Raw genomic sequence first — 25,205 nt, 5'->3', positions numbered from 1 at the left:
AAAATTCCTTGTTTTTTATTATATGATTTGACCTAGACAGTTTAAATTTAAACTACGGTTGATTATGATGGTTTAAGCATTATATCTTTATTTACGCTTTATCATTTTTGAAAGGATCACCATGTCTAATTATAACGAATCTCCAGAACAAGTTGAACAGGCCACTCAGGGCTTTGTTATGCAACAAACTATGTTACGTATTAAAGATCCAAAGCCGTCGCTTGAATTTTACCAAAATGTATTAGGTATGAAGCTGTTAGGTAAGTATGATTTTCCTGGTATGAAGTTTACGCTTTACTTTTTAGGCTACGAGCAAGAATTGCCACAAGGTGATGATAAAACTAAAGCAGAATGGGTGTTTCGTCGCCCTGCGCTAATTGAGTTAACCCATAACTGGGGCACCGAAACCGACGACAGCTTTGAGGGCTACCACAGTGGTAACCAAGAACCTAAAGGATTTGGGCATATTGGTATTAGCGTACCGGATGTTTACGAAGCCTGTGAGCGCTTTGCAAAATACGATGTTGAGTTTGTTAAAAAACCAGATGATGGCTCAATGAAAGGCTTAGCATTTATTAAAGACCCTGACGGCTACTGGATTGAAATACTATCTGCCGAAGGTATTACTGATATTATTCTTTCTCAGTAATAATAAGCTGCTGTAAAAAGATCTTAGTTGTAATCTCCACCAGCAACTAATTACCAATTTAGAACCACTGGTTTTGTTACCTTGCTTTTAAGTGAGGTAACCCATTTAAAACGTTTTAGGTAATTAGTTACCCGCCCCGCTGTATTTTAAGCATAAAAGGAGATTTAAATGCTCATTGGCATCATAGAAGATCATCAATTAGTAAGAGACAGCTTTAAAAAGCTTTTAGAGTTACAACCAGATTGGAAAGTAATTATTGAAGCCTGCAGCGTAACAGAAGCCAAGCTGGCTGTAGAGCTTGAACAACCTGATATATTTATTGTTGATATATCGCTTAATGGCACTGAAACCGGCCTTTCTTTTTTATCGTACCTTGAAGAGTTTTTCCCGCATATTAAAAGTATTGTTGCCTCCATGCACGACCACGAACCTTATGTAAGCAATGCTTTGCGATTAGGCGCTTTGGGTTATGTGTCTAAGCGTTCTGCCTCTGATGAACTAATAGATGCAGTTAAAGCGGTCGCTTTAGGTAAAAGGTACATTAGTGAAGACGTAAATTTTTCGATGAGTAGCGAAAATTTAGCATTAACGGTGCTTACTAACAGAGAGCTTGAAGCCCTTCCGTTATTTTCTAAGGGATTAAACGCTAAACAAGTGGCGCAAATACTCGAAATAATGCCTAAAACAGCACATGTACACAAAGCAAACATATACAGCAAACTTAATGTTACTACCTCGTTTGAACTGCTAAAAATTGCAATTGATGCGGGAGTAATACAGTTAGATGAACTTACCTAACGCTTCTTCTTTATCTAATGTTAGTTTTACTACCACATACAAAGAGGTAGTTAAACAGTTATTGGTGGGGCTAATTTACTTTATTGCTTCACTCGCCGCTTTTTGGGTTAGCCAAAACCTTGAAACCGTACCCGAGAGCAGCGCGATATTTATTCCCGCAGGCGTAAAAATTGCGTTTTACTTACTCACTCCAACACGCTATTGGCTCACCTTATGGGTTGTGTCACGCGCTTTAGCTGCGCAGCTTGGTTTAACATACAGTGGGGTTTGGGAGTTTGATTTATTTCATGGCTTTTGGCAGGAACTTTGCTTTATAGCGCTTGTTTATGTGTTTAAAAATAGCCGTTGGCCGCCAAGCATTAACGACAGCCTAGGTATACTTTCGTTAATACTGCTTTGTGTTGCAAGTACATCTATAAAGTGGTTTTTGTTTGCCAGTGCATTTGAATTTACAAATGTATTGGTTGCAAAAGAGCTACTGCAGTATCAGTTAAACATGTGCTTAGGCGATATTACTGGCTCGTTGTTAATTGCCCCTTTTATTATGTTAATTTACGATTCTAAATACAGTTTTAACACAGTCAGGCTCACTAAATTATTTGGCCTAGTAGCCACTTTAGTGTGTTTTATATTAATTGTATTTTTTGTCTATGCGGTTCGCCCAGATACCTACCCGCTATTACGGCTTGCATCGTTATTACCTATAATTTGGTTTTCGTATAAGTATGGCTCGTTAGGGGCTGTAAGCAGTGCAGCGCTAATTAACGCGTTAATAATTGTTGAAGCAAGCATTACGCACGAGCCTAGCAATACCTACATTAGCCAGTTATTTATTTTAGCAAACGCAATTACCAGTATGGTTTTAGGCGCTGCAATTACTGAGCTTAAACGTAAAAACAACGAGTTAAAGCAAACCAATAAAGAGCTTAAAGAGCAGCTAACTCAAAACACGGCGCTTGCTGCCAAAATGGTGTCGGTGCAAGAAAACGAGCGAAAGCATCTTTCGCAAGAGTTGCATGACGAATTAGGGCAAAACCTAACAGCATTAAAAACAGATTTAGCTATTTTGTCGCACCTTAGTAACGATGATACCCAATCGTTTGTGACTACATTAAAAAACAATGCTAATTCGATGTATGACTCTGTTTATCAATTAATGCATTATCTTCGCCCGCGTGAGTTAGATGAACTCGGTTTAGAAAAGGCAATAACACAAGGGCGACTAAAAAACTTACTGTACAAGGCAAATATTAAGTATCAGCCACAATTTAAGTTAGATAATAGCCTTTCAAAAGATCACGAAATAGCTATTTACCGAATTTGCCAAGAAGCAGTAACCAATTGTATGAAGCACAGCAATGCTAGCAAACTGGTTATAAATATAATAAACAGCGACGAATTTATTGAGTTAACAATTAGCGATAACGGGACTTTAGTAACCCCAACAGATAACTCAGGTCACTACGGTTTAGCATTTATAGATGAGCGCACTACGGCATTAGGCGGAACTTTTAAGGTGTTTAAACAAAATGGCTTTACCATTAAAGTAAAGCTGCCTTTGAGTTTTGATAGCGCAATTAACTAGCAAACATGAACTTGTTTGGTATAAAATTTTTGCCTTAATTGGCCTTCGTCAAGGTGGTCGGGATTAACTTGGATCTCGGCTTGATTACCTAATAGCTGTAATAGCATTCCTTTTGATATTAGGTAGTTGCCTAAACTTGATTTTACAATGACTTCTTTGCCTATGGCTTCTTGTAAGCGTGGCGTAGGTAAGCTCGGATGGCTAATTGGTTTTAAGCCCTCAGCTGAGGTAAATAAGTTTATGCAATGCTCTTTAGCTGCAACAATACTTTCGTTTTTACTTTTAATCACATCTACATTATTTAAAAAATGAATTAGTGCTTGGTTAGCCCGATCAAACTCTGCTGATACGTCATCTATATTTCGGGCGGTTGCCCATTTTCGCACAACTATGTATTCGTTTTTTTTAACACGAATTAAGCTTATTGAGGCTCCTGTCATTCTGCTATTCCACTCAATGCGGTAGCAATCAGTTCCTACGCTGTGAAGCAACACGCTCATGCTTCCAAAATCCTTTGTACTTTCATCAATCAAGCTCATTTTCGATCCCTCACTTGCAAGTTGCAAGGAGTGTATAAATGATTGCTAAAGTAATAAATCATCCATATTCTTAATCGCTCTAGGAAAATGGCTTATATAAATTTTGGAATTAGTGGCTTTAAGTTAATAACTAATATTACATACGAAAAAGCGAGTGGTTTAGCTAACTGCTAATAATTAATTTGTAAGTGATTTATAGCTTATTTATAAGCCCAGGCATCGGTTATTGTTACTTGGCAATTGTTATAACTGGCCGCTTGTTTTTGCGCAATACCTCTTACTCTAAAGTTTGTTGAGTCATTAGGAAGTATAATTAGGTCTTCGTCGGTTATTGATAACGTATCGACTAGCGTGTTTTGATCTGTTAAAAAATCGACCTTAAACTTTATATTTTTAAAGGCGAAGTTTGATACGTTTTTTACCTGCCCTATGCATGCAACATACAATGCATCGTTTTCATTTTTAGTATGAATTTGGCTTACATTAGCGATTAAGTTTTTTTGTGCTTGGTCTTCAAGCCCTGCTACATAAATATTTTGATAAAAAATAAACCCAAAAATACCAACAATACTAAGTGCTAATGCACCAATAATAATGGGATTGTTTTCTAAGTTAGAATATTTAGCTTGAAGTGAGGTGCATTGCGGGCATTTTTTAGCCCGTGAATCTATAGCGCTAAAGCACATAATGCATTCTTTAGTGTGTTGCACCTTTTCCACTACAATAACCGTCCTTGTTAAGTATTAAATGTTAAGTATTAAAACCAGCTGCATTGCTGGCTTTGAGGTATTTTAGTTTACTCGTACCTAGTAACCCCGTAAACACATATAGCTTAAAAAAGTAACGATTTTATAAAGCAACATAATACACTGTATATAAATACAGTGTATGCGATTTTAGCATTTTAACGTAAACATAAAAAAGCCAGCAGTTAAGCTGGCTTAGAATATTTACTAACTTACATCGTTACTTGCGTAGTGCGTCTATTCGCGCATCAAGCGGTGGGTGCGATGAAAACAGCTCAGCAACACCTTTGCCACTTGCAATACCAAAGGCCATCATTGAGCCTTCTAATTGCGAAGGATGGTTTTGCTTTAATCGCTCAAGGGCGGAACGCATTTTATCAGCACCAACTAGTTTTGCTGCGCCGCTGTCGGCTGCAAATTCACGTTTACGGCTGTAACTTGCAACCACTATGCTTGCTAGCACGCCAAATAATACTTGGAATAACATATCGAATAAGAAGTATGTCCAGCTACTACCGCCCTCTTCTTCATCGCTATTAATAAAGTTATCTACAATGCCTGCCAGTACTTTTGCGGCAAATATTACAAAGGTATTTACCACGCCTTGTATTAGCGTAAGCGTTACCATGTCGCCGTTAGCCACGTGCGATACTTCGTGGGCAAGTACGGCTTCGGCCTGATCTTTGGTCATGTTGTGCATTAAGCCTGTGCTTACTGCCACTAAAGAATTGTTTTTACTTGGGCCCGTTGCAAACGCGTTCATTTCTGGGCTGTCGTAAATAGCCACTTCTGGCATTTTAATGCCTGCTTTTTGTGCTTGCGCACATACCGTTTGTACAAGCCAATGTTCGGTTTCGTTTCGAGGCTGCGTAATTACATGCGCGCCTGTTGATTTTTTAGCGATCCATTTCGACATAAATAACGAAATAAACGATCCACCAAAACCAAATACGGTGGCTATAAGTAAAATTCCGCCAAGGCTACGATGGCTTAAGCCCAGCGCACTCATTATTATTGAAAGCACTACACCTAATACCAACATAACCGCTAGGTTAGTTAATAAAAACAAAAATATACGTTTCATATTGTCCTCACAAAAATAGGTTTGATCACCGAACATAAAATTAAATTAGGTTAAAGCAATCACTGCGTTATGACACACTATGTCATAACGTTAACGCTATTCTGTGACAAACTATGTCATAACACAAGTGTTATTTATGTGTTTATTGATAATTTTTTTAAGAAGGGTTTTACAGCAAATTTAAGTATGAGGTTTACTTATAGATCAGCTTTTTACAAGCTGTTATTAAGCTCTGCCATATCAATCGGAAACCCACGCTCGTGTGCCAATATGCGTGCAACTTCGTCAATTTTTTCGCTGCTATTATGTTTAAGATACGACCATTGGTGGGTACTGCGGTGATGATTTACAGCAGGATCGCTACTTATTATTCCTAATTTTATAAACTCACCCACTATTTGATCTGCCGCTATTAACGTTGACGATGCTTTAACATTTTCGGCCCGTGCGTAACTAATATGCGAATATAAACTTACATCGGCTACGCGCAAAGTGTCGTCATCACCCGGGATTTGTTGCCCGCCATACAAGGCATTATTTTGTGTGCTAGCAGTTTTAAATGCAGGCACAAACTCGGCTACATAATCAATTGCTGTTTGGGTACGTGTTTGCAATGCAGCTTTGTCCCACCCATCTTTAATATAATGAAGGTATTTATTGGGAAGTTTAGGTTGTGCGCTCATTGGCGTGGCATCAGCTAAGCCATCATTAAACAATGTAATGTTTTTAGTCATGCCATGTATTTGAAAATACCCGTTAGGGTAAGGCGTTAACTGCGCCATGCCCTCTGGCGTACCACGGTTACCATAAATAATTATTTCGGGTATTTGCCCACCAGCACCTTGCCAATGAGTAATGTAAGAGGCTTTAAATTCAACCATGCGTTTTACATCGACCCCAACGAGGTCGTCAATAATACCGGTTTGAAAACCACACGCATTTATTAGGTAATCTACCTCAATGGTTTGTGAATCGGCTTGTGTATCAGGTTGTTCATCAAGGCTTGGCTCTGATTGGTATTCAATGTGCCATTTAAGTGTTTGCTTATCATTATTGGTATTTATAACTGGCGATACGTTTTTAACACTGGTGCTTGTTAAAACATGAGCGTGTTTGTACTGTGCAAGGGCGAGTTGTGCACTGGCCGATAAACGAAATATATTCCAACCATATTCTTGTGCAACAATAAGCGGAAACTTTAACTTATCTAAATCTAAATGCTTAGCAACGGGTATCATCCACTCATCTAATGACGTGGGTTTGGCTACTTGTTTTTGCTTAGCAAGCTTTAGCATATGCTCATAACTATATAACTGATAATAATGCTCAGGCTCGCCTAATACTTTGTTAGCGCTATCTTGCTCTACAAGCTCGCTGTAGGCTTTTACTAATTTATTTAAACGCGGAAATAAATCCTCCGGTGAGTCGTCATCGCGCTTGGGTACGGCAAATACTGTGGGGCGGACATCTATGGTGTGAGGATAAAGGCGCGCAATGTCTATACATTGCTTGAGTAAATCTATGCAGTCTTCATCGGGTATTTCACGATATAAGTTGCCACCTGCATGCAAATGGCACATTGGAGGGCCATCAATTAACGACTTTTTCTTTTCAAGCACATAAGTCTCTAACCCTAACGCAGCAAGTCTAATGGCTATTGTGGCGCCAGCTGTGCCTCCACCTATTATACCTACGCGTTTTTTAGGTAAGCCATAGTTTAGTGCTTTTGGCTCAGCGCTTACGTGCGCATCTGGGGCGTAGTTTTCAATAAATGGGTGCGTCATATAGTCGTTATGTCCTTAGTAACATTGTCTTTAAGCAAGCTATGTATTTATAAATGTTTATATGTGTACTAAGGCTGACTATTTCAAGATTTACCTAAAAAAGTAACTTTTTTTTAAAAACCACTTAAGTGTTTATAGATAACGCACTAAGCAAGCTTTTGTATATTTGTAACTTAGGAGTTTGCTCGCTGTATGGGCTTATAGCAAGTATTGGAAACGGTAAACGTGCTTTAAGTGAATCAAGGTTTGCTTGGTACTCGTCCATGTTTTTATCTACTTGGTTTGCAATCCAGCCAACGCAGTTTATTCCCATACTTTGCATATGCGCAGCGGTTAGTAACGCATGATTTAAGCAACCCAGCTTCATGCCAACAACGAGTATTACCGGAAGTTGCTCTGCTTTAACCCAGTCGTATAAATAATCGTTTTTATTAATAGGTAATGCCCAACCACCAGCACCTTCGGTAAGTATAATGTCAGCGCCCTGTTGTTTTACGTTTTTATAAGCATCACTTAGTTTATCTACAGTAATACTAACCCCAACTTGCTCAGCGGCTATGTGCGGCGCAATAGGCGGTGCAAACGAAAACGGATTTACTACGTCGTATTTAGCGCTCACTGTTGCGCTTTCCATTAGTATAAGGGCATCGGCGTTTACTAGCTGATCGAATGCCATTTCGCAGCCAGCAGCTAGAGGCTTAAAACCAATGGCTTGTTTTTTGTGTTGGGCAAGTAACTTTAATAGCAAGCTGGTAACGTGGGTTTTTCCGGCATCGGTGTCGGTGCCTGTTATAAAAAATTCTTTCATGCGTTGCCTTTAATGTCTTTGGGCTTATTTAGTGTTTTTCCAATGATAACAGCACCACATGATAAGACACACATGCTTTGTTATTTATAAGCGGATACGCACTGCATACTTTTTGTAGCGCCGATTTAGTAAGTAACCCTTGGCGCGTATTGGTATGATTTTGCGTAGTAGCCCCAATAGCCTTAATTGAGGCAATAGCTTTTAAAGGTGTTGTGTATTCATCGGTGTAAATACGTTTTTTAGCACTATTAATAGTAAAGCCTGCTTTTTGGACTGATTGGTTTATATACTGTTCACTATTAAAGGTATTTATATGGCTGTTAGAATCAAGCGCTGCAAAAGCTGTTTTTATTTCGTTTAGTGAGCCCTCTACCACAGTGCTTATGTACGCCTGCCCGCCTGGTTTTAATATGTTGTAAAGCGATTGCATTAAAGCCGAAAAATTTGCAGACCACTGCACGGCAAAGTTACTGTAAATAACATCAACACTGTTTGCTTGCAGCGGTAAATTATCCATATCTGCACATATTTTAGGTACGGTTAAATCACTACTTTGCAACATGTTTAAGCTTAAATCCATTGCCACAACGCTTGCAAATACGCTTTGTAAGGTATGTGTATTAACAAGTGGGCCTGCGCCTAAATCAACACAAAGCTTATTTTTATTAATACCTGGTTTTATGAGCGCAAATAGATCGCTCGCTGCGTGTTTTTGTACATTTGCATGGGTGTTATAACGCGCTGCCGCCTTTGAAAACTTACTTTGAGTAGACTTTTTAAGCTCCTTGCTTAGCTCTCGACTTGGCTCCTTGTTTAACTCTATGTCCAATTCGCTACTTACAAGGCACGGTTTTACAAGTTGTGTTTGCACTAGGTCTGTTTTTAATACTGGCTGAGCAGTCATACTATTGCACCTACTAAATGCTTAGCTAAGTGCGTTATGTCTTGCTCGGTATGCGCGGCGGTTAAAGTAATGCGCAAACGTGAGGTGTTATGTGCAACTGTGGGCGGTCTAATTGCAGTGAGCCAAATACCCTGTTGTTTAAGTTTATCTGCCGCTTGCAATGTTTGCTCAGCGCAGCCTAATACAATGGGTTGTATGGCGGTGTTTGACTCCATTACAGCAATATTATGGCTTTTAGTGAGTTGCTTAAATAATGCAATATTGGCATTTAGCTTATCGCGTTTATCATCAGCTGTTTTTATGCTTTTAATACGCGCAAGTGTGTGGCTTGCCATAAGCGGCGACATAGCGGTTGAATACGTGTAATCGCGATTAAATTGCAGCATGTAATCAATAAACTGTTTACTACCTAATACACAGGCGCCACTACTAGCCACTGCTTTACCAAAGGTAATAACTAATATATCTGGCAGCGTTTTAGTAATAAACGCTTCGCAACTACCCAAACCGGTTATACCTAATGCACCAAAGCCGTGTGCGTCGTCAATCATTAGCCATGCGTTGTGCTGTTTTGCAAGTGCGAGTAATTCTTTAAGAGGCGCGGTATCGCCATCCATCGAAAACACACCTTCGCTTATAATTAGCTTGTTTTGAGCTTTTGATTTTTCGAGCCGTGAGCGTAAGTGATTCATGTCGTTGTGATTAAAACGTACTAAAGCCGCGTTAGAATGCATAGCCCCGTCAATCAAGCTTGCATGATTTAACTTATCTTGAAAAATAGCACTGTTTTGCGCAGCGGCTTTATCTTGAAACAACGCTTTAATTACGCTGCTATTAGCGCTAAACCCTGAGTTAAATAGCATTGCTGCGCCATAACCAAATTGCTCACATAAGTATTGTTCAAGCGCTTTTTGCTGAGCCTGATAACCCGTAACCAATGCTGAGCTGTGACTCCCTAATGCGTGGGAGTCATTAAGGTTAACAGCCACATCACCAAAACCTAAGTAGTCGTTACTGGCAAAGTTAAGGTAGATTTTATTATTAACCGTTATGGTGCGCGCTGTTGCATGTTGTACTACGTGGCGTTTACGAAGTAACGCATCTTGCTGGCGAGCCTGCAGATGCGTATTTATAAAATCAAAAGGCATAAATATAAAAGCCTACGCTTCGTAAAACAATTCAGAGGTTGCTTTGTCGGCTACTTGCGATGAAAGCGAGGCTTCTACTGCTTCGTCTGAATAGTCGTGACGCTTTTCTGGGTTCATACCTAATTTTTTAATTAGGTTCATATCGGCATCAGCATCTGGGTTTTCGGTGGTAAGTAGCTTATCGCCATAAAATATTGAGTTAGCGCCTGCAAAAAAACACATCGATTGCATTTGCTCGTTCATGGCGTTTCGCCCTGCCGATAAACGCACATAGCTATGTGGCATCATAATGCGCGCTGTTGCTATGGTACGAATAAATTCAAAGTGATCTAAATCGTCTGCGTTTTCAAGCGGTGTGCCTTTAACTTTAACTAACATATTAATAGGCACGCTTTCTGGCTGTTGTGGCAAATTAGCTAGCTGCATCAGTAACCCATAACGGTCGCTTGCTTGCTCGCCCATACCTACTATTCCGCCCGAGCATACTTTCATACCAGCATCGCGTACGTGGTCAATGGTATTTAATCTATCTTGAAAAGTACGGGTTGATATAATTTGCTCGTAATACTCAGGTGACGTGTCAAGGTTGTGATTGTAGTAATCAAGCCCTGCGTCTCGAAGTTCATGGGCTTTTTCGTTTGTGAGTTTACCTAGCGTCATACAGGTTTCTAACCCTAGCTCTTTTACTTCTTTAACCATTTGCGAAATGTATGGCATGTCTCTGTTTTTTGGATCTGACCATGCAGCGCCCATACAAAAACGCGTCGCGCCTTTTTGTTTTGCAAGGCGTGCTTGCTCGACTACTTTTTCTACTTCTATTAAGCGCTCGCGTTCTAAATCTGTTCGGTAATGGCCCGACTGCGGGCAATACTTACAATCTTCTGGGCAAGCGCCTGTTTTAATTGATAACAACGTAGAAATTTGCACTTCATTTGGATTGAAGTTAGCACGGTGAACCGATGCGGCTTTAAAAAGTAAATCGTTAAATGGCATTTCAAATACTGCTTTAACTTCAGCGTGGGTCCAATCATGACGAACAGGTGCAAGTTCCATAATACTCTCTTATTTTTTCTCAGTGGTGATATTGGCTTAGTCTACGAGTTGAAGTACCATTGTCAACTAACCCCACCGAGTTAAAGTTTACATATGATTAAAAAAAATACGATTGACCTTGATTTTGATCGTGAGCACATTTGGCATCCATATACATCTATGACTAAGCCAATTCCGGTATACCCCGTTACACATGCAAATCACAACATTATTCATCTTGAAACTGGCGAGCAATTAATCGATGGCATGGCCTCATGGTGGAGCGCCATACATGGCTATAACCACCCTGTTATAAATAACGCCATGATTGAGCAAATTAATAATATGAGCCACATTATGTTTGGCGGTATTACACATAACAGTGCGGTAGAGCTGTGCAAAAAAATAGTCAATATAACGCCGCCTAGTTTAACTAAAGTGTTTTTAGCCGACAGCGGATCAGTAAGTGTTGAAGTAGCAATTAAAATGGCGCTGCAGTATTGGTTAAGCCAAGGCATCACAACAAAACAAAAATTAATGACGCCTTACAAGGGCTACCATGGCGACACTTTTGCGGCCATGAGCGTATGCGACCCCGTTAACTCAATGCATAGTTTGTATAGCGGCTTTTTACCTGAACACGTATTTGTGCCTGCACCGGTTAGTAAATTTGGGAGCGAGTTTAACCAAACCGAAGCCCAAGAGCTTGAAGAATACTTTAAAGCAAACCACAGCCAAGTAGCCGCCTTTATCATTGAGCCTATTGTACAAAACGCAGGTGGGATGAACTTTTATCACCCCGATTATTTAGCTTGCGTTCGTAAATTGTGCACCCAATATAATGTACTGCTAATTTGCGACGAAATAGCCACAGGCTTTGGCCGTACAGGTAAATTATTTGCTGTAGAGCACGCCAATATAGAGCCCGATATAATGTGTATTGGTAAAGCATTAACCGGCGGCTCAATGACGCTATCGGCCACTATAACAAGTGATAAAATAGCCATTGGCATAAGCGAAGGTGAAGCAGGTGTTTTAATGCACGGCCCTACTTTTATGGGTAATCCGCTTGCCTGTGCAGCGGCCTGTGCAAGTATTGACTTGTTACTTGAGCAAAACTGGCAACATCGAATAAAGCAAATAAACACACAGCTACAACAACTTAAGAAATGCAGTGAACTAGATGCGGTTGCCAATGTGCGTACCTTAGGTGCAATAGGCGTTGTTGAACTAAGCGACACTGGGGGAAATGTTGATGTTGCTAAAATTCAGGCTTATTTTGTAGAGCAAGGCGTATGGATACGCCCATTCGGTAAACTAATTTACCTTATGCCACCGTATATAAGTGACGACACAAGTATAAAAACACTGTGTGATGCCATTTATAATGCCATTAAGGGCAAGCATTACGCTTAATAGTCGGTCTCAATAACTAATCCTAATACTGGTTATAGCGCTATTTGCTGTAACCTACCGCTACATTTAGTGTTTTTATCTATTAAGCGAGTTTGTAGTTATTGATCTCGTTAACCATTAGCTATATGATAATGTCTATCATTTACAATTACCTTTTGGACTTCTTTGCTATGAAATTACTATTTAAACCAGCCAAAACTTTAGGTGCAAGCCTTTTACTAGCCTCGGCGTTTATGGCTCAACCAGTATTAGCTAACGGCCCTATTGGCGAGCATGTTAATCATCTTCAAGCTAACCTTAAAAGTTACGCAGAAGAAGTAGAATGGATGGTAGGCAAAGTTGATACCATGGTAAGCGACTACGATACTAAAGGCGCAAAATCTGTAAAAACTGATGATTTAATTGAATATTGGGAATCAGTTAAGTTTCACAGCGCAATAGAAACTAACTTTGTACCAGTATACGCTTCTATTTGGCAGGGTCTTTATGGCGTAAAAATGGCCATTGATAATAAAGAGCCTGCTGAGGAAGTTCGTAAACAGCAAAAAGCGATGAACATAGCCTTGTGGCAAGGCCTTGGGGCTGTTAAGCTTGCTGCAAAATTCCAGCAAAAAGGCTTGTTAGACACAGTAAAAGCAACCGCTACAACTCAAATGACACAAAGTGCCACAATTGATGAAATTAAGCACAAATTAGACCGTGTAGTAGCTAAATTTGCTGAGCGTTTACGAGACGAAGCAACTGAAATTGTTCACGATACTTATCTGCACCTGTTTGAAGGCGTTGAAGGAACTCTTATTGAACAAGATGCAAAACTAGTTGAAGTGCTGGAAAAAGACTTTAACGTAACACTGCCACAAGCCATTACAAACAGCAAAAGCGTAGACGAAGTACGCGATGTGATCAGTGATATGCAAACAAAATTAGACCGCGCTAAGGTTTTAATAGAAAAAGCCGAAAAAGCACGTAAGGATGTATTTTAAGTGAAGCGTAGGACCTTTATTCAAGGCCTAGCCGCGTTAGGGGTGGTTGGCTCATTGCCACTGCCTCTTTCTCGTGCGCTAGCCGCTGATATAGCAAACCCTGTTTCTGTTGACGATTTACCAAAGCTTAAAGGCGAGTTAACGCTTTATTTAGGCCGAGGCGAAGGTGGTTTGTATGAAAACGTATTACAAGCAATCCAGAAAAAAAATCCAGACTTTAAACTCGGTATACGCCGAGGTCCTACTGCTGCTTTAGCAAATACCATTGTTGCAGAAGCTAAAGCAGGCGTTCGCCGCGCTGATTTATTTTGGGCAGTTGATTCAGGCGCAATTGGTTTAGTAACCGATGCTGGCCTTGCACAACCTATCCCAGGTGATTTATCTGCTCAGTTACAACCACAATTTAGATATAAAGAGTGGGCACCAGTAACTGGCCGTATTCGTACATTGCCATATAACACGTCGCGTTTGACAAAAGATCAAATTCCAACAAGTATTATGGAAATTGCCGACAGCGATTTAAGTATTGGCTGGGCGCCCGCCTACGCTTCTTTTCAATCGTTTGTAACCGCAATGCGAATCTTAGAAGGCGATGACAAAACCGCTAAGTGGCTTAAAAAGATTCAAAAACGTGCTAAAACATACGCCGGCGAGCTAGGTGTTGTTATGGGCGTTGAACGCGGTGAAGTTGATATTGGTTTTGCTAATCACTATTACACATTGCGTTTAAAATCAGGTAAGCCTGATGCCAAGCTAGATTTAGCATTTACACAAAATGATGCGGGCTGTTTAGTTAATGCATCGGGTGTATTAGCGCTTAACGACGATCCGCTTGCAACTAACTTTATGCGTTACTTACTAAGTAAAGAAGTACAGGGTTACTTAGCCAGTGAAGCGTACGAAATTCCGTTAGTAAATGGTATTACCCAACCTGAGGGTTTACCGTCACTTGCTAATATTTCTCCACCTAAAGTAGATTTAACACAGCTAGCTGATTTACGCCCTACTATAGATTTGATGCGAAGCAGCGGCGTATTGTAATGAAAATACCTGCCTCTTATCCAATGGCGCTGCTTGCAGCGCTTGTTGCGCTAACCCCTGTTTATGTATTAATTGTGCTTGCAAGCGATGCAAGCTCAGTGTTTGACACCCACAATCTGCAAATTTTAGGTAACACGTTATCGTTAATGGGTTTAACAGTACTCGGATCTATTTTAATTGGTGTGCCACTGGCGTTTATTAGCGCGTATGTGCATTTACCTTTTAAAAAGCTCTGGTTGGTTGTATTTGCAGCCCCACTGGCAATTCCCAGTTATATTGGCGCGTTTACCCTCTATGCTGCTTTTGGCCCCGGTGGCGAAATAAATACCTTAACAGGAATAGAAACACCATCAATGTATGGCCTAACAGGCGCCGCCATTGTAATGACGCTTTATACCTTCCCATTTGTAATGATGACAACTCGCTCATCCCTACTGAGCCTTGACGCAAGCATGGTTAATGCCGCAAGAACGCTGGGTATGTCGATGACGCAAAGTATATTTAAAGTTATATTACCGCGCGTAGTTAACGGTATTGCAGCAGGCTCATTGTTAGTCGCGCTTTATACGTTATCAGACTTTGGCACGCCCGCAATGATGCGCTTAGATACCTTTACCCGCGTAATTTATGTTGAATACAATGCCTTTGCGTTAGGGCGAGCTGCCATGCTTTCACTTCAACTGATGGTTATTGTCGGTTTTTTACTTTTAGTTGAATCACAAATAAAAACAGCACCTGAGCGCCATGGGCGCCCGTTAATTTTATTTCCAAGTAAAGTACAATTAAGTGCCATGTTTGTTACGTTTGCACCTGTTTTACTGCTTGCTATTGGCTTGCCTTTGGCTATATTTTCGCTTTGGTTAGCTCGCGATGGTTTTAGCTCATTTGATTTTAATATTGCATGGAACTCTACGTATGCATCGGGTATTGCGGCAATTGTAGCCGTTATCGTTGCTATCCCCGTTGCACATGCTGCACTGAGTGGAAAAGCGGGTCGTATAATGGAGCGTGTTACTTACTTTGGTTTTGGTATTCCGGGTATAGTAATGGGCACAGCGCTTGTTTACGGTGGTTTGCAGTTGCCGTTTTTATATCAAACACTGGGATTGCTTATTATTGCTTACATGCTGCGATTTTTACCACTTGCTGTAGGCTCTGTTAGAACAAGCACTGAACACTTAGATCCAAGCCTAGTGAAGTCTGCGCGCGTATTAGGGTCAAGCCCACGTGAAGTATTTACTCGCATAACACTACCTTTAACTATGCGCGGTATTATTGCCGGTGCAGCACTGGTGTTTTTAGAGTCAATGCGCGAACTAGAAGCCACGCTATTACTTGGCCCAACAGGGTTTGAAACCCTCTCTACTTATTTATGGCGTGTATACGAAGCGGGCTATTTTGGTCGCGCCGCTATTCCTGGATTATTGTTAGTAGTGATATCTGCCTGCGGGTTAGCTATTATGATGTCTGGCGAAAAACGCAACCAGTTTGAACATTAAGGATTTAAGAAACAATGCTATCTGTAAGTCAGTTGTCTATAGATTATGGCAGTAACCGCGTAGTAAGCGATTTAAACTTTTCGCTGGGTGAAAACGAAATCCTTATGCTTGTAGGGCCAACAGGTTGTGGTAAAAGTACAATTTTACAAGCCCTTGCTGGCCTTATACCTATTAGCGAAGGCGAAATAAACACGGGTAAATGGCGCGCTACTCCCAAATTAACACTACCTCCTGAAAAACGCAGTGTAGGTATGGTGTTTCAAGATTTTGCTTTATTTCCGCACTTAACCGTACAGCAAAACATTTGTTTTAGATTAAAAGATACAGCCCCTGCTGAGTATTGGATAAACCTACTTGGACTGAGCGATTTTAGAGACAAAAAACCAGCAACACTTTCTGGCGGACAAAAGCAGCGCGTTGCACTAGCGCGCACCCTTGCCCACCAACCTGACTTTGTATTACTTGATGAGCCGCTCTCAAACTTAGATGCCGCCCTTAAAGACATGCTTCGTTGGGATATTAGAAACGCACTTAAAGCCGCTGGAGTACCCGCTATTTGGGTAACACACGACCAAGAAGAAGCACTCTCCGTTGGCGACCGCGTTGGTGTGCTTAAAGGCGGCGAAATTCAGCAAATCGATACACCCGAGCGCTGTTTTAGTACCCCAAACAATCGCTTTGTGGCACGCTTTTTAGGTGAAGCCAGCTTTATTAGCGGCCAATTTAACCAAGGACAAGCCACTACCTCAATTGGTAATGCGCCCGCTCATGGCGTTGACTGTGAAAGTGGCGACGTTGATGTACTACTTCGACCAGACGATGTATTACTTGTACAAAGCAGTGTTGGCAATAACGGCGAAGTAATTTGGGTACGTTTTGAAGGTGGCAGCCGCTTGTGCGCTGTAAAACTTGCGTGTTCTACGGTTGTAACTAGCAGAGTAAGCCATGAAGTTGTGGTAAATCCAGGCGACGAAGTGCATGTATCACTAAGCACATCGCACCCACTAGCGGTTTATAAATCTATAGATTAATATCTATACCTAACTCAAAATTAAGAGGAAACCCCATGAACGGACCAAACCCCAATAATCCTTCACCAATGGAAGGTTTTCCTCAAGTAGGTTTTTTAAAAAACTATATTACTTCTATCAATATTGAAGTAGGCGATTATACATATTATGACGATCCTGATGGCCCTGAGAATTTTGAAAAAAATGTGCTTTACCATTTCGATTTTATTGGGGATCGTCTGATCATAGGTAAGTTTTGTGCGATAGCTAAAGACGTTACTTTTATAATGAATGGCGCTAACCATCAAACTTCTGGATTTTCTACTTATCCATTTTTTATATTTGGTAATGGCTGGGAAAAATTTGCACCAAAATCAAATGATTTACCCTTTAAAGGCAATACAGAAATTGGTCATGATGTTTGGATTGGTTATAACGCTACAATTATGCCCGGGGTAAAAATTGGCAGCGGCGCTATTATTGCCAGTAAATCAGTTGTTACCTGCGATGTACCTGCTTATAGCGTTGTAGGTGGAAATCCCGCTAAAGTGATAAAAACCAGATTTGACGATAAAACAATAAATACGCTGCTAGATATAGCTTGGTGGGATTGGAGCAATGAAAAAATCACTGCTCATTTAGATGCCATTACACAATGCGATATAAAAGCCTTATCTAATCTCTAAGTGATTACCACTCAAACATGTAGGCCATTTTACTTATAGTTTTTAGCGGCACATTATGTGAGTTTCGTTTAGCGTATAGGTGCTGCATAGCTTTGTCTTTTACTTCACCCACTATCACTTCTTTTACTTGATAACCTAAAGCAACGGCAGCTTGAGAGTAAGCTATAAATTCCCACTTTTTAATATTGGTGTTATCTACAATCACCAATGGAATGCCTTGAGCAAGTGCATTTATAAAGCGCGCCAAATTTAAATTATGAAATTGTGGTAACTTAAATTTATCAAAATGATATTCGCCCTGCTCATTATTAAAGTAATCATCAGTTGAGCAAATTAGATACTGACTTTCGTCGGCTCCACCTAATTCGTCAGCAAGGCTTTGCGCGTAGTAAGACTTACCACTTCCTGGTAGTCCTCGTAAAATAAAAACTTGTTTCATAGCATCGATTTTTTAAGGGTGAATAAATATTAATTTAGTTTGGATGTTAATAATGCCACAAAATCATTAAATTTCAGAGCAACAAATCATAATAGTGGCAATTAAACTCTAAAAACTGTTTAAAAATAAACCGCATGCATAAAAACTTTTAAAGAGTTGCCCACAATAGTTTTTTTATTTAACTTTACTAGGTAAGATACAGGGTTCAAGTGCAGCACCGTTTATGTGCAATTTATGCCCGAGTGTTGCGCACAGTTAAAATAAAATAGTTAGGCAACTTATATCATTGGAGTGAAGATGAGCCATTTAGCGATTTCAGAGCTATTAAAAGGCAATGTTGCGGTAGACAGCCAAGTAACAATTAAGGGCTGGATCCGTACTCGCCGCGATTCAAAAGCAGGAATTTCATTTTTAGCCGTTCATGACGGTTCGTGTTTTGATCCTATTCAAGCGGTAGTTCCTAATTCACTGAATAATTATGATGAAGTTACTAGCTTAACAGCCGGTTGTTCTGTGTCGGTTACTGGTGTTTTAGTTCAATCTGCTGGCCAAGGTCAATCTTACGAAATTCAAGCTAACTCAGTGACTGTGTTAGGTTGGGTAGAAAACCCAGATTCATACCCAATGTCGGCAAAGCGCCACAGCATTGAGTACTTACGTGAGCACGCTCACCTTCGCCCTCGTACAAATATGATTGGCGCGGTAACTCGTGTACGCAACTGTTTAGCACAAGCTATTCACCGTTTTTACCACGAGCAAGGCTTTTACTGGATCAGCACGCCAATCATTACGGCAAGTGACTGTGAAGGCGCGGGTGAGATGTTCCGTGTATCAACGCTAGATATGCAAAACTTACCACTTACAGATAAAGGCGATGTTGATTACAGCGAAGATTTCTTCGGTAAAGAAGCATTCCTTACTGTATCTGGTCAGTTAAATGGCGAAACTTACGCGTCTGCAATGTCAAAAATTTATACATTTGGCCCTACATTCCGCGCAGAGAATTCAAATACATCTCGCCACCTTGCAGAATTTTGGATGGTAGAACCTGAAGTAGCGTTTGCTGATTTAGAAGACATAGCAAAACTTGCTGAAAACATGCTTAAGTATGTGTTTAAAGCCGTACTTGAAGAGCGCCGTGATGATATGGAATTTTTTGCACAACGTGTAGAAAAAACCGCAATTACGCGTTTAGAAGAATTTGTAGATAAAGACTTTGCACAAGTTGACTACACAGACGCTGTAGAAATCCTTAAAAACTGTGGCAAAAAGTTTGAGTACGCTGTTGAATGGGGCGTAGACTTACAGTCTGAGCACGAGCGTTACTTAGCTGAAGAGCACTTTAAAGCACCGGTAGTTATTAAAAACTACCCACGTGACATTAAAGCATTCTACATGCGTCAAAACGAAGACGGTAAAACTGTTGCCGCAATGGATGTTGTAGCACCAGGTATTGGTGAGATCATTGGTGGTTCACAACGTGAAGAACGCCTTGATGTGCTTGATGCACGCCTAGAAGAAATGGGCTTAAACAAAGAGGATTACAGCTGGTACCGCGATTTACGTAAATACGGTAGCGTGCCACATTCAGGCTTTGGTTTAGGCTTTGAACGCTTAGTTGCTTATGTAACAGGTATGGGCAACGTACGTGACGTTATTGCCTTCCCTCGTACTAAAGGCAGCGCAACTTACTAATATTTAGTAAGATGTTTATAAATACTAAAAACCGGCCAATTGGCTGGTTTTTTTGTGTCTTTAATCTACCGAATAAAAAAGCCGCAGCACTCAAAGAGCACCACGGCTTTCAACCAGAATAAATTTGTTTATTTAAAGACTATAAAGCACTCTCTAACTGTGGCAGTACTTCAAACAAATCAGCCACTAAACCGTAGTCAGCTACCTGAAAAATAGGTGCGTCTGGGTCTTTATTTATCGCGACGATTACTTTTGAGTCTTTCATACCGGCTAAATGCTGAATAGCACCGCTGATACCTACAGCAATATATAAGTTAGGTGCTACAATTTTACCTGTTTGCCCTACTTGCATGTCGTTAGGTACAAAGCCTGCATCAACTGCTGCACGCGATGCACCAATAGCTGCACCTAGTTTATCGGCAATACCATTAAGTAATGCAAAGTTTTCGCCGTTTTGCATACCGCGACCACCCGATATGACCACACTAGCTGCTGTAAGCTCAGGGCGTTCTGATTCGGTTTGCTCAACACTTACAAAGCTGCTTAATTGTGAATCTGATACTGTATCAATGCTTGTTATAGCAACAGCTGATTGCTCACCTTGTAAATCAAAGCTACTGGCACGTACGGTAATTACTTTTTTACTGTCGAGTGATTTAACCGTGGCGATTGCATTACCTGCATAAATTGGACGTTTAAATGTATCGGCGTCCACTACTGCGATAATTTCAGAAATTTGCGCAACATCTAATAGCGCAGCAACACGTGGCATAAAGTTTTTGCCCGTTGTAGTAGCACTTGCAACAATGTGGCTGTAGTTGTCGCTAATTGATAAAACTAAATCGCTCATGCTCTCAGCTAACTGATGTTCATAAACGCTATTATCAGCAACTAAAACATTAGTTACGCCATCAATGCTGGCCACTTGTGAGCTCATTGTGCTTAAGTTGTTACCTGCAATTAGTACATCAATAGGAAAACCCATTTTTACTGCGGCGTTAATAGTTTTTGAGGTTTCTGGTTTTAAGGCACCGTTGTCGTGCTCTGCAATTACGAGTGTTTTCATTTAAATCACCTTTGCCTCTGTTTTTAATTTTTCTACAAGCTGCGCTACGTCTTCTACAATAATTCCTGCGGTGCGTTTAGCTGGCTCTTCTACACTTATTAATTGCATACGCGGTGTTAAATCAACACCAAGCGAATCTGCTGCTATTACTTCAAGCGGCTTACGTTTGGCTTTCATAATATTTGGCAGTGATGCATAGCGAGGCTCATTTAAGCGTAAATCAGTTGTAACAACTGCCGGTAAATTAAGTGCTACCGTTTGCAGCCCGCCATCAACTTCGCGTGTTACGTTTACTTTGCCATTTTCAATAACTACTTTTGATGCAAATGTACCTTGCCCGCGATTAGTTAATGCAGCAAGCATTTGACCTGTTTGATTATTATCTGAGTCAATTGACTGCTTACCTAAAATGACAAGTTCAGGCGTTTCTTGCTCTACAATTTTAGCGAGTAGTTTTGCAATATGAAGTGACTCGAGCTTTTCATCGGTTTCGATGTGAATGGCTTTGTCAGCACCCAATGCTAATGCTGTGCGTAATTGCTCTTGCGATGCTTTTGCACCAATAGTTACAGCAACCACATCAGTGGCGGTACCGGCTTCTTTAAGGCGAATTGCTTCTTCTATAGCAATCTCACAAAACGGGTTCATTGCCATTTTAACGTTGTTTAAATCAACGTCGCTGTTATCACTTTTAACGCGTGCTTTTACGTTGTAATCAATCACTCTTTTTATTGGTACGAGAACTTTCATAGGAACTCCATAATTATTTAAACCTACAAGGTAACGTGCACGTCAACCTATTTATTTTATGAAATTAGACTACTTCCTGTTGACGTAAACGTCAACCTAAAATAACCTTTAACTATTCACAGTCTGTAACGTTTAATTTGCAAGGTTATAAATAGGCTGTACACCTTATTTAAATGCGTAGTAAACATTCAAATAAGTCCGTCATAGATAAAGAGGTTATTATGGTAGAACGTGAAACCATGGAATTTGATGCAGTAATTGTTGGTGCAGGCCCTGCTGGGCTTTCAAGTGCAATTAAACTCGCGCAATTAGCACAAGAAAAACAACAAGAGTGCATGATTTGCGTAGTCGAAAAAGGTTCTGAAGTAGGAGCACATGTACTCTCTGGTGCTGTTTTTGAAACCAAAGCTTTGGATGAACTACTACCTAATTGGCAAGAGCTTGGCGCACCGGTTACAACCAAAGTAACTAACGATGAAATTTATTGGTTTAACAATGAGCAAAAAGCGACATCAATCCCCCACTTTGCTACACCAAAAACATTTCATAATGATGGTAACTACATTGTATCTATGGGCAATGTATGTCGATGGCTTGCAGAGCAAGCTGAAAGCTTAGGCGTAGAGATATTTCCAGGATTTAGCGCACACTCTTTAATAATTGAAGATGAAGCAGTAAAAGGCATTATTACTGGCGATATGGGTGTAGACAAAGATGGTAATGAAAAAGACGGTTACATGCCAGGCATGGAGCTTCGTGCAAAATACACTATTTTTGCCGAAGGTTGCCGAGGTCATTTAGGTAAACAACTAATCAATGAGTTTGTACTTGATGCAGATTCATCACCGCAGCATTATGGTTTAGGCTTTAAAGAAATCTGGCAAATAGATGAAAGTAAACATGAGCTTGGCAAGGTAGTTCATGGTACAGGTTGGCCACTTAGCGGCGATACTAATGGTGGTGCATTTATGTATCACAGTGAAAACAATCAAGTTGTTGTTGGTTTAATTGTTGATTTAAATTACTCAAACCCACATTTGAGCCCGTTTGATGAGTTTCAGCGAATGAAGCACCATCCTGTATTTGAAAACGTACTTGAAGGCGCTGAACGTATTGCTTACGGTGCGCGTGCTATTGCTAAAGGTGGCTTGCATTCATTACCAAAAATGCATTTTGCTGGTGGTTTACTTGTTGGGTGTGATGCAGGCACTCTTAATTTTGCAAAAATTAAAGGTAATCACACTGCAATGAAATCAGGAATGATTGCCGCAGAGGTTATTTTTGAAGCATTGCAAAATGAGTTAGCAAATACCAATTTAACTCATTATCAAACTGCGTTTGAGCAATCATGGGCATATAAAGAGTTATATCAATCTCGTAACTTTGGCCCTGCTATGCACAAACTCGGTAAATTTTTAGGTGGTGCGTATAACACGCTTGATCAAAACATTTTTAATGGTGGTTTACCCTTTACGTTTAAAGATAATACACCCGATCACTCTACCCTTGTTGATGCTAACGCAGCTGACAAAATTGCATACCCAAAACCAGATGGACACCTTAGCTTTGATAAACTCTCAAGTGTGTTTTTATCAAATACTAACCACGAAGAGTCACAGCCCTGTCATTTAAAGCTTAAAGATGCGTCAATTCCTATTAACGTAAATTTAGTTAAATTTGATGAACCCGCACAACGTTATTGCCCTGCAGGCGTTTACGAAGTACAAGAAATTGCAGGCAATAAAGAGTTTGTTATAAATGCCCAAAACTGTGTGCACTGTAAAACCTGCGATATTAAAGACCCAAGCCAAAACATTACATGGGTAACACCTGAAGGTGCAGGTGGGCCAAATTATCCTAATATGTAACTAAATTATGCGCTGTATAGCTATATAACTACGTTTTTTACATATAAATTATAAACATATCCTAAATTGCAGGGGCTTCGGCCCCTTTTTTACGTTATGCTAATAGTAGTTTTAATAATAAGAGTGTTATTTATGCCGTCGTCAAAAGTTATTTTTCGTTTTTTAGCAGAGCCTACTGATGTGAATTTTGGTGGTAAAGTTCATGGTGGGGCCGTCATGAAGTGGATTGACCAAGCAGGTTATGCGTGCGCTGCAGGTTGGAGTGGTCATTACTGCGTAACTGTTTCGGTTGCGGGTGTTAAATTTAGACGCCCTATTTTAGTGGGTCAAATAGTCGAAGTAGAAGCTAAAATTGCCCATACGGGTAGAAGTAGCATGCAAATATTTATTCAAGTTAGGTGTGGCGATCCAAAAACGCAAAATATGGTTGAAACAAACCATTGTGTTATCAGCTTTATTGCAATGGATGAAACGGGCTACCCAATAGAAGTGCCTTCGTTTAAAGCAGTGACCGATGAAGACATTAAATTAGAAAATTACGCTATAAAAATGAAAGAAATAGCAATTGAAACAGAAAACTTGCTTCACGAAGTCTAATTAGTAATTTAAATAAAGTAAGCCTATGTAAAAAACTCACTATACTTTGTAAAACATACAACTTATTTTAGAGTACACGATTACACAAAAGTTCACTTTGATTATAAAACACGCTAAATAATGTAAAAACCAATACAAAAGAACTAATTATGGCGTGTTTTTAATCCATTTTAATATTGGCACGCTCGCTGCAATTAGATAATTGAAGTTTGATTAATGAAATCAAGCATTTGATTATTTTTTGTAAAGGAGCTATTCAATGATTAAAACACTTTCTCTTTCAGCTATCGCACTAGCAACACTGGGTTTTAACTCTGCAGCACACGCTGACATTTCTGATTTCGATTCTCCACGTATTTATACTGGTATCGGTTACGGTCAATATTCTTTTGAATTTGAAGACAGTGACAACGACACTGACTTTGACGACGATGCACAAATGCTTAAAGGCTATATTGGTACTCAGTTTAACGAATACCTAAGCTTAGAACTTGCTTATCAAAACTTTGATGAAGTAAGTGATATAGACAGCAAAGCTGAAATTGATGGCGTATCGCTTGCCGCACGTTTGGGCTACCCAATAACAGAGAGCTTTTCTGTATATGCAAAAGGCGGTTGGCTTGAGTGGGATGCAGATTACACACAAGATTTACCAGTAGGTGGCGTAACAGCGTCTACAGATGGTGGTGATGCATTTTACGGTGCGGGTATTGAATACGCACTTACAACAAATGTACAATTTCGTTTAGAGTACGAACGCTACAAACTTGATGACGATATTGATCCAGACATGGATGTAGCGTCTGTATCAGTTCAATACATGTTTTAATTAATCTTTAACATGCTTGAAAAGGGTAAGCTTATTAGCTTGCCCTTTTTTGTTTTAGGTCCTTTTTAAATACATTAATATAAACCACTCGGTCTAATAAGTATTTTTAAACCAGATGGTCTATATGAATAATTTTTAACGAAGTAAGTGCGCTATTTAATGCGCTTGAATAATCATATTTTTAATAAAATTGGTATACGCAATAAACTTACTTACACTAATGCCATAATTACTAAATGCAGGTAGAAT

General features: G+C 40.0%; 24 protein-coding genes. 13 read left to right on the top strand and 11 right to left on the bottom strand.

Annotated elements, in window-relative coordinates; genetic code table 11:
- Positions 1–121 precede the first annotated feature (121 nt).
- The 3 genes from gloA to H5087_RS07565 all read left to right on the top strand — a co-directional run bounded on the left by gloA (position 122) and on the right by H5087_RS07565 (position 3,032).
- Positions 122–649, top strand: coding sequence for a lactoylglutathione lyase (gene gloA, locus H5087_RS07575; protein WP_182671627.1), 528 nt, complete (start codon positions 122–124; stop codon positions 647–649).
- A 168-nt stretch (positions 650–817) separates the two neighbouring features.
- A complete protein-coding gene (locus H5087_RS07570) occupies positions 818–1,447 on the top strand; it encodes a response regulator transcription factor (protein ID WP_024589303.1) in 630 nt (209 codons plus the stop codon).
- A complete protein-coding gene (locus tag H5087_RS07565; RefSeq protein WP_182671626.1) occupies positions 1,434–3,032 on the top strand; it encodes an MASE1 domain-containing protein in 1,599 nt (532 codons plus the stop codon). Before H5087_RS07570 ends, H5087_RS07565 begins: the two co-directional genes overlap by 14 nt.
- Here the strand turns inward: H5087_RS07565 and H5087_RS07560 are convergent.
- From H5087_RS07560 to bioB, 8 genes are all read right to left on the bottom strand, one after another.
- Entirely contained in the window at positions 3,029–3,571 is a 543-nt protein-coding gene (locus H5087_RS07560) for a hypothetical protein (RefSeq protein ID WP_182671625.1), read from the bottom strand. The genes H5087_RS07565 and H5087_RS07560 overlap by 4 nt on opposite strands.
- A gap of 200 nt (positions 3,572–3,771) precedes the next feature.
- Positions 3,772–4,290, bottom strand: a complete 519-nt coding sequence (locus tag H5087_RS07555; protein ID WP_239022717.1) for a hypothetical protein — start codon at positions 4,288–4,290, stop codon at positions 3,772–3,774.
- A gap of 247 nt (positions 4,291–4,537) precedes the next feature.
- Positions 4,538–5,401 carry a protease HtpX gene (gene htpX / locus H5087_RS07550; protein ID WP_182671624.1) on the bottom strand — a complete coding sequence of 288 codons (864 nt, stop codon included), beginning with the start codon at positions 5,399–5,401 and terminating at the stop codon, positions 4,538–4,540.
- Between the two features lie 212 nt (positions 5,402–5,613).
- Positions 5,614–7,185, bottom strand: coding sequence for an FAD-dependent oxidoreductase (locus H5087_RS07545; protein WP_182671623.1), 1,572 nt, complete (start codon positions 7,183–7,185; stop codon positions 5,614–5,616).
- A 124-nt stretch (positions 7,186–7,309) separates the two neighbouring features.
- A complete protein-coding gene (gene bioD, locus H5087_RS07540) occupies positions 7,310–7,993 on the bottom strand; it encodes a dethiobiotin synthase (protein ID WP_182671622.1) in 684 nt (227 codons plus the stop codon).
- Positions 7,994–8,021: 28 nt separating this feature from the next.
- Positions 8,022–8,897, bottom strand: a complete 876-nt coding sequence (locus H5087_RS07535; RefSeq protein WP_182671621.1) for a methyltransferase domain-containing protein — start codon at positions 8,895–8,897, stop codon at positions 8,022–8,024.
- A complete protein-coding gene (locus H5087_RS07530) occupies positions 8,894–10,045 on the bottom strand; it encodes an 8-amino-7-oxononanoate synthase (protein ID WP_182671620.1) in 1,152 nt (383 codons plus the stop codon). Before H5087_RS07530 ends, H5087_RS07535 begins: the two co-directional genes overlap by 4 nt.
- Positions 10,046–10,057: 12 nt before the next feature.
- Positions 10,058–11,098 (bottom strand): biotin synthase BioB, encoded by a 1,041-nt coding sequence (bioB, locus tag H5087_RS07525; protein WP_182671619.1) that lies wholly within the window; start codon positions 11,096–11,098, stop codon positions 10,058–10,060.
- A 93-nt stretch (positions 11,099–11,191) separates the two neighbouring features.
- On the opposite strand from bioB, the gene bioA reads away from it, so the two are divergent.
- The 6 genes from bioA (at position 11,192) to H5087_RS07495 (ending at position 17,712) form a co-directional block, all read left to right on the top strand.
- Entirely contained in the window at positions 11,192–12,493 is a 1,302-nt protein-coding gene (gene bioA / locus H5087_RS07520) for an adenosylmethionine--8-amino-7-oxononanoate transaminase (RefSeq protein WP_182671618.1), read from the top strand.
- A 170-nt stretch (positions 12,494–12,663) separates the two neighbouring features.
- Positions 12,664–13,476 (top strand): hypothetical protein, encoded by an 813-nt coding sequence (locus tag H5087_RS07515; RefSeq protein WP_154903076.1) that lies wholly within the window; start codon positions 12,664–12,666, stop codon positions 13,474–13,476.
- Positions 13,477–14,517 (top strand): extracellular solute-binding protein, encoded by a 1,041-nt coding sequence (locus H5087_RS07510; RefSeq protein WP_096793161.1) that lies wholly within the window; start codon positions 13,477–13,479, stop codon positions 14,515–14,517.
- A complete protein-coding gene (locus H5087_RS07505; RefSeq protein WP_182671617.1) occupies positions 14,517–16,016 on the top strand; it encodes an iron ABC transporter permease in 1,500 nt (499 codons plus the stop codon). Before H5087_RS07510 ends, H5087_RS07505 begins: the two co-directional genes overlap by 1 nt.
- 14 nt (positions 16,017–16,030) lie before the next feature.
- Entirely contained in the window at positions 16,031–17,047 is a 1,017-nt protein-coding gene (locus tag H5087_RS07500; protein WP_182671616.1) for an ABC transporter ATP-binding protein, read from the top strand.
- Between the two features lie 35 nt (positions 17,048–17,082).
- Positions 17,083–17,712 carry a Vat family streptogramin A O-acetyltransferase gene (locus tag H5087_RS07495; RefSeq protein ID WP_182671615.1) on the top strand — a complete coding sequence of 210 codons (630 nt, stop codon included), beginning with the start codon at positions 17,083–17,085 and terminating at the stop codon, positions 17,710–17,712.
- Positions 17,713–17,716: 4 nt separating this feature from the next.
- Here H5087_RS07495 and H5087_RS07490 read toward each other — a convergent pair whose 3' ends face one another.
- Complete coding sequence (locus H5087_RS07490; protein WP_002961231.1) at positions 17,717–18,151, bottom strand: ATP-binding protein; 435 nt, start codon at positions 18,149–18,151, stop codon at positions 17,717–17,719.
- 297 nt (positions 18,152–18,448) lie between these two features.
- Between H5087_RS07490 and asnS the strand changes: the two genes are divergently transcribed.
- A complete protein-coding gene (asnS, locus tag H5087_RS07485; protein WP_002961230.1) occupies positions 18,449–19,846 on the top strand; it encodes an asparagine--tRNA ligase in 1,398 nt (465 codons plus the stop codon).
- 139 nt (positions 19,847–19,985) lie between these two features.
- Here asnS and H5087_RS07480 read toward each other — a convergent pair whose 3' ends face one another.
- Positions 19,986–20,912, bottom strand: coding sequence for an electron transfer flavoprotein subunit alpha/FixB family protein (locus H5087_RS07480; RefSeq protein WP_182671614.1), 927 nt, complete (start codon positions 20,910–20,912; stop codon positions 19,986–19,988).
- Positions 20,913–21,662, bottom strand: coding sequence for an electron transfer flavoprotein subunit beta/FixA family protein (locus H5087_RS07475; protein ID WP_182671613.1), 750 nt, complete (start codon positions 21,660–21,662; stop codon positions 20,913–20,915).
- Between the two features lie 221 nt (positions 21,663–21,883).
- On the opposite strand from H5087_RS07475, the gene H5087_RS07470 reads away from it, so the two are divergent.
- From H5087_RS07470 to H5087_RS07460, 3 genes are all read left to right on the top strand, one after another.
- A complete protein-coding gene (locus H5087_RS07470) occupies positions 21,884–23,530 on the top strand; it encodes an electron transfer flavoprotein-ubiquinone oxidoreductase (RefSeq protein ID WP_182671612.1) in 1,647 nt (548 codons plus the stop codon).
- A gap of 132 nt (positions 23,531–23,662) precedes the next feature.
- Positions 23,663–24,127 (top strand): acyl-CoA thioesterase, encoded by a 465-nt coding sequence (locus H5087_RS07465; RefSeq protein WP_002961226.1) that lies wholly within the window; start codon positions 23,663–23,665, stop codon positions 24,125–24,127.
- A 259-nt stretch (positions 24,128–24,386) separates the two neighbouring features.
- Positions 24,387–24,956, top strand: a complete 570-nt coding sequence (locus H5087_RS07460; protein WP_002961225.1) for an outer membrane beta-barrel protein — start codon at positions 24,387–24,389, stop codon at positions 24,954–24,956.
- The last annotated feature ends 249 nt before the right edge of the window (positions 24,957–25,205 follow it).

The sequence above is a fragment of the Pseudoalteromonas sp. SR43-7 genome (assembly GCF_014163785.1).
Lineage (GTDB): Bacteria > Pseudomonadota > Gammaproteobacteria > Enterobacterales > Alteromonadaceae > Pseudoalteromonas > Pseudoalteromonas distincta.
The sequence above is the reverse complement of the archived record's forward strand: the minus strand, read 5'-3'. Positions and strand labels throughout refer to the sequence as shown.

Coding starts and splice junctions, on each gene's coding strand:
- H5087_RS07475 (WP_182671613.1), bottom strand. CDS start 21,662: ATGAAAGTTCTCGTACCAATAAAAAGAGTGATTGATTACAACGTAAAA.
- H5087_RS07570 (WP_024589303.1), top strand. CDS start 818: ATGCTCATTGGCATCATAGAAGATCATCAATTAGTAAGAGACAGCTTT.
- H5087_RS07480 (WP_182671614.1), bottom strand. CDS start 20,912: ATGAAAACACTCGTAATTGCAGAGCACGACAACGGTGCCTTAAAACCA.
- H5087_RS07505 (WP_182671617.1), top strand. CDS start 14,517: ATGAAAATACCTGCCTCTTATCCAATGGCGCTGCTTGCAGCGCTTGTT.
- asnS (WP_002961230.1), top strand. CDS start 18,449: ATGAGCCATTTAGCGATTTCAGAGCTATTAAAAGGCAATGTTGCGGTA.
- H5087_RS07560 (WP_182671625.1), bottom strand. CDS start 3,571: ATGAGCTTGATTGATGAAAGTACAAAGGATTTTGGAAGCATGAGCGTG.
- H5087_RS07535 (WP_182671621.1), bottom strand. CDS start 8,897: ATGACTGCTCAGCCAGTATTAAAAACAGACCTAGTGCAAACACAACTT.
- bioB (WP_182671619.1), bottom strand. CDS start 11,098: ATGGAACTTGCACCTGTTCGTCATGATTGGACCCACGCTGAAGTTAAA.
- bioD (WP_182671622.1), bottom strand. CDS start 7,993: ATGAAAGAATTTTTTATAACAGGCACCGACACCGATGCCGGAAAAACC.
- htpX (WP_182671624.1), bottom strand. CDS start 5,401: ATGAAACGTATATTTTTGTTTTTATTAACTAACCTAGCGGTTATGTTG.
- gloA (WP_182671627.1), top strand. CDS start 122: ATGTCTAATTATAACGAATCTCCAGAACAAGTTGAACAGGCCACTCAG.
- H5087_RS07470 (WP_182671612.1), top strand. CDS start 21,884: ATGGTAGAACGTGAAACCATGGAATTTGATGCAGTAATTGTTGGTGCA.
- bioA (WP_182671618.1), top strand. CDS start 11,192: ATGATTAAAAAAAATACGATTGACCTTGATTTTGATCGTGAGCACATT.
- H5087_RS07490 (WP_002961231.1), bottom strand. CDS start 18,151: ATGAAACAAGTTTTTATTTTACGAGGACTACCAGGAAGTGGTAAGTCT.
- H5087_RS07530 (WP_182671620.1), bottom strand. CDS start 10,045: ATGCCTTTTGATTTTATAAATACGCATCTGCAGGCTCGCCAGCAAGAT.
- H5087_RS07460 (WP_002961225.1), top strand. CDS start 24,387: ATGATTAAAACACTTTCTCTTTCAGCTATCGCACTAGCAACACTGGGT.
- H5087_RS07495 (WP_182671615.1), top strand. CDS start 17,083: ATGAACGGACCAAACCCCAATAATCCTTCACCAATGGAAGGTTTTCCT.
- H5087_RS07545 (WP_182671623.1), bottom strand. CDS start 7,185: ATGACGCACCCATTTATTGAAAACTACGCCCCAGATGCGCACGTAAGC.
- H5087_RS07515 (WP_154903076.1), top strand. CDS start 12,664: ATGAAATTACTATTTAAACCAGCCAAAACTTTAGGTGCAAGCCTTTTA.
- H5087_RS07465 (WP_002961226.1), top strand. CDS start 23,663: ATGCCGTCGTCAAAAGTTATTTTTCGTTTTTTAGCAGAGCCTACTGAT.
- H5087_RS07500 (WP_182671616.1), top strand. CDS start 16,031: ATGCTATCTGTAAGTCAGTTGTCTATAGATTATGGCAGTAACCGCGTA.
- H5087_RS07565 (WP_182671626.1), top strand. CDS start 1,434: ATGAACTTACCTAACGCTTCTTCTTTATCTAATGTTAGTTTTACTACC.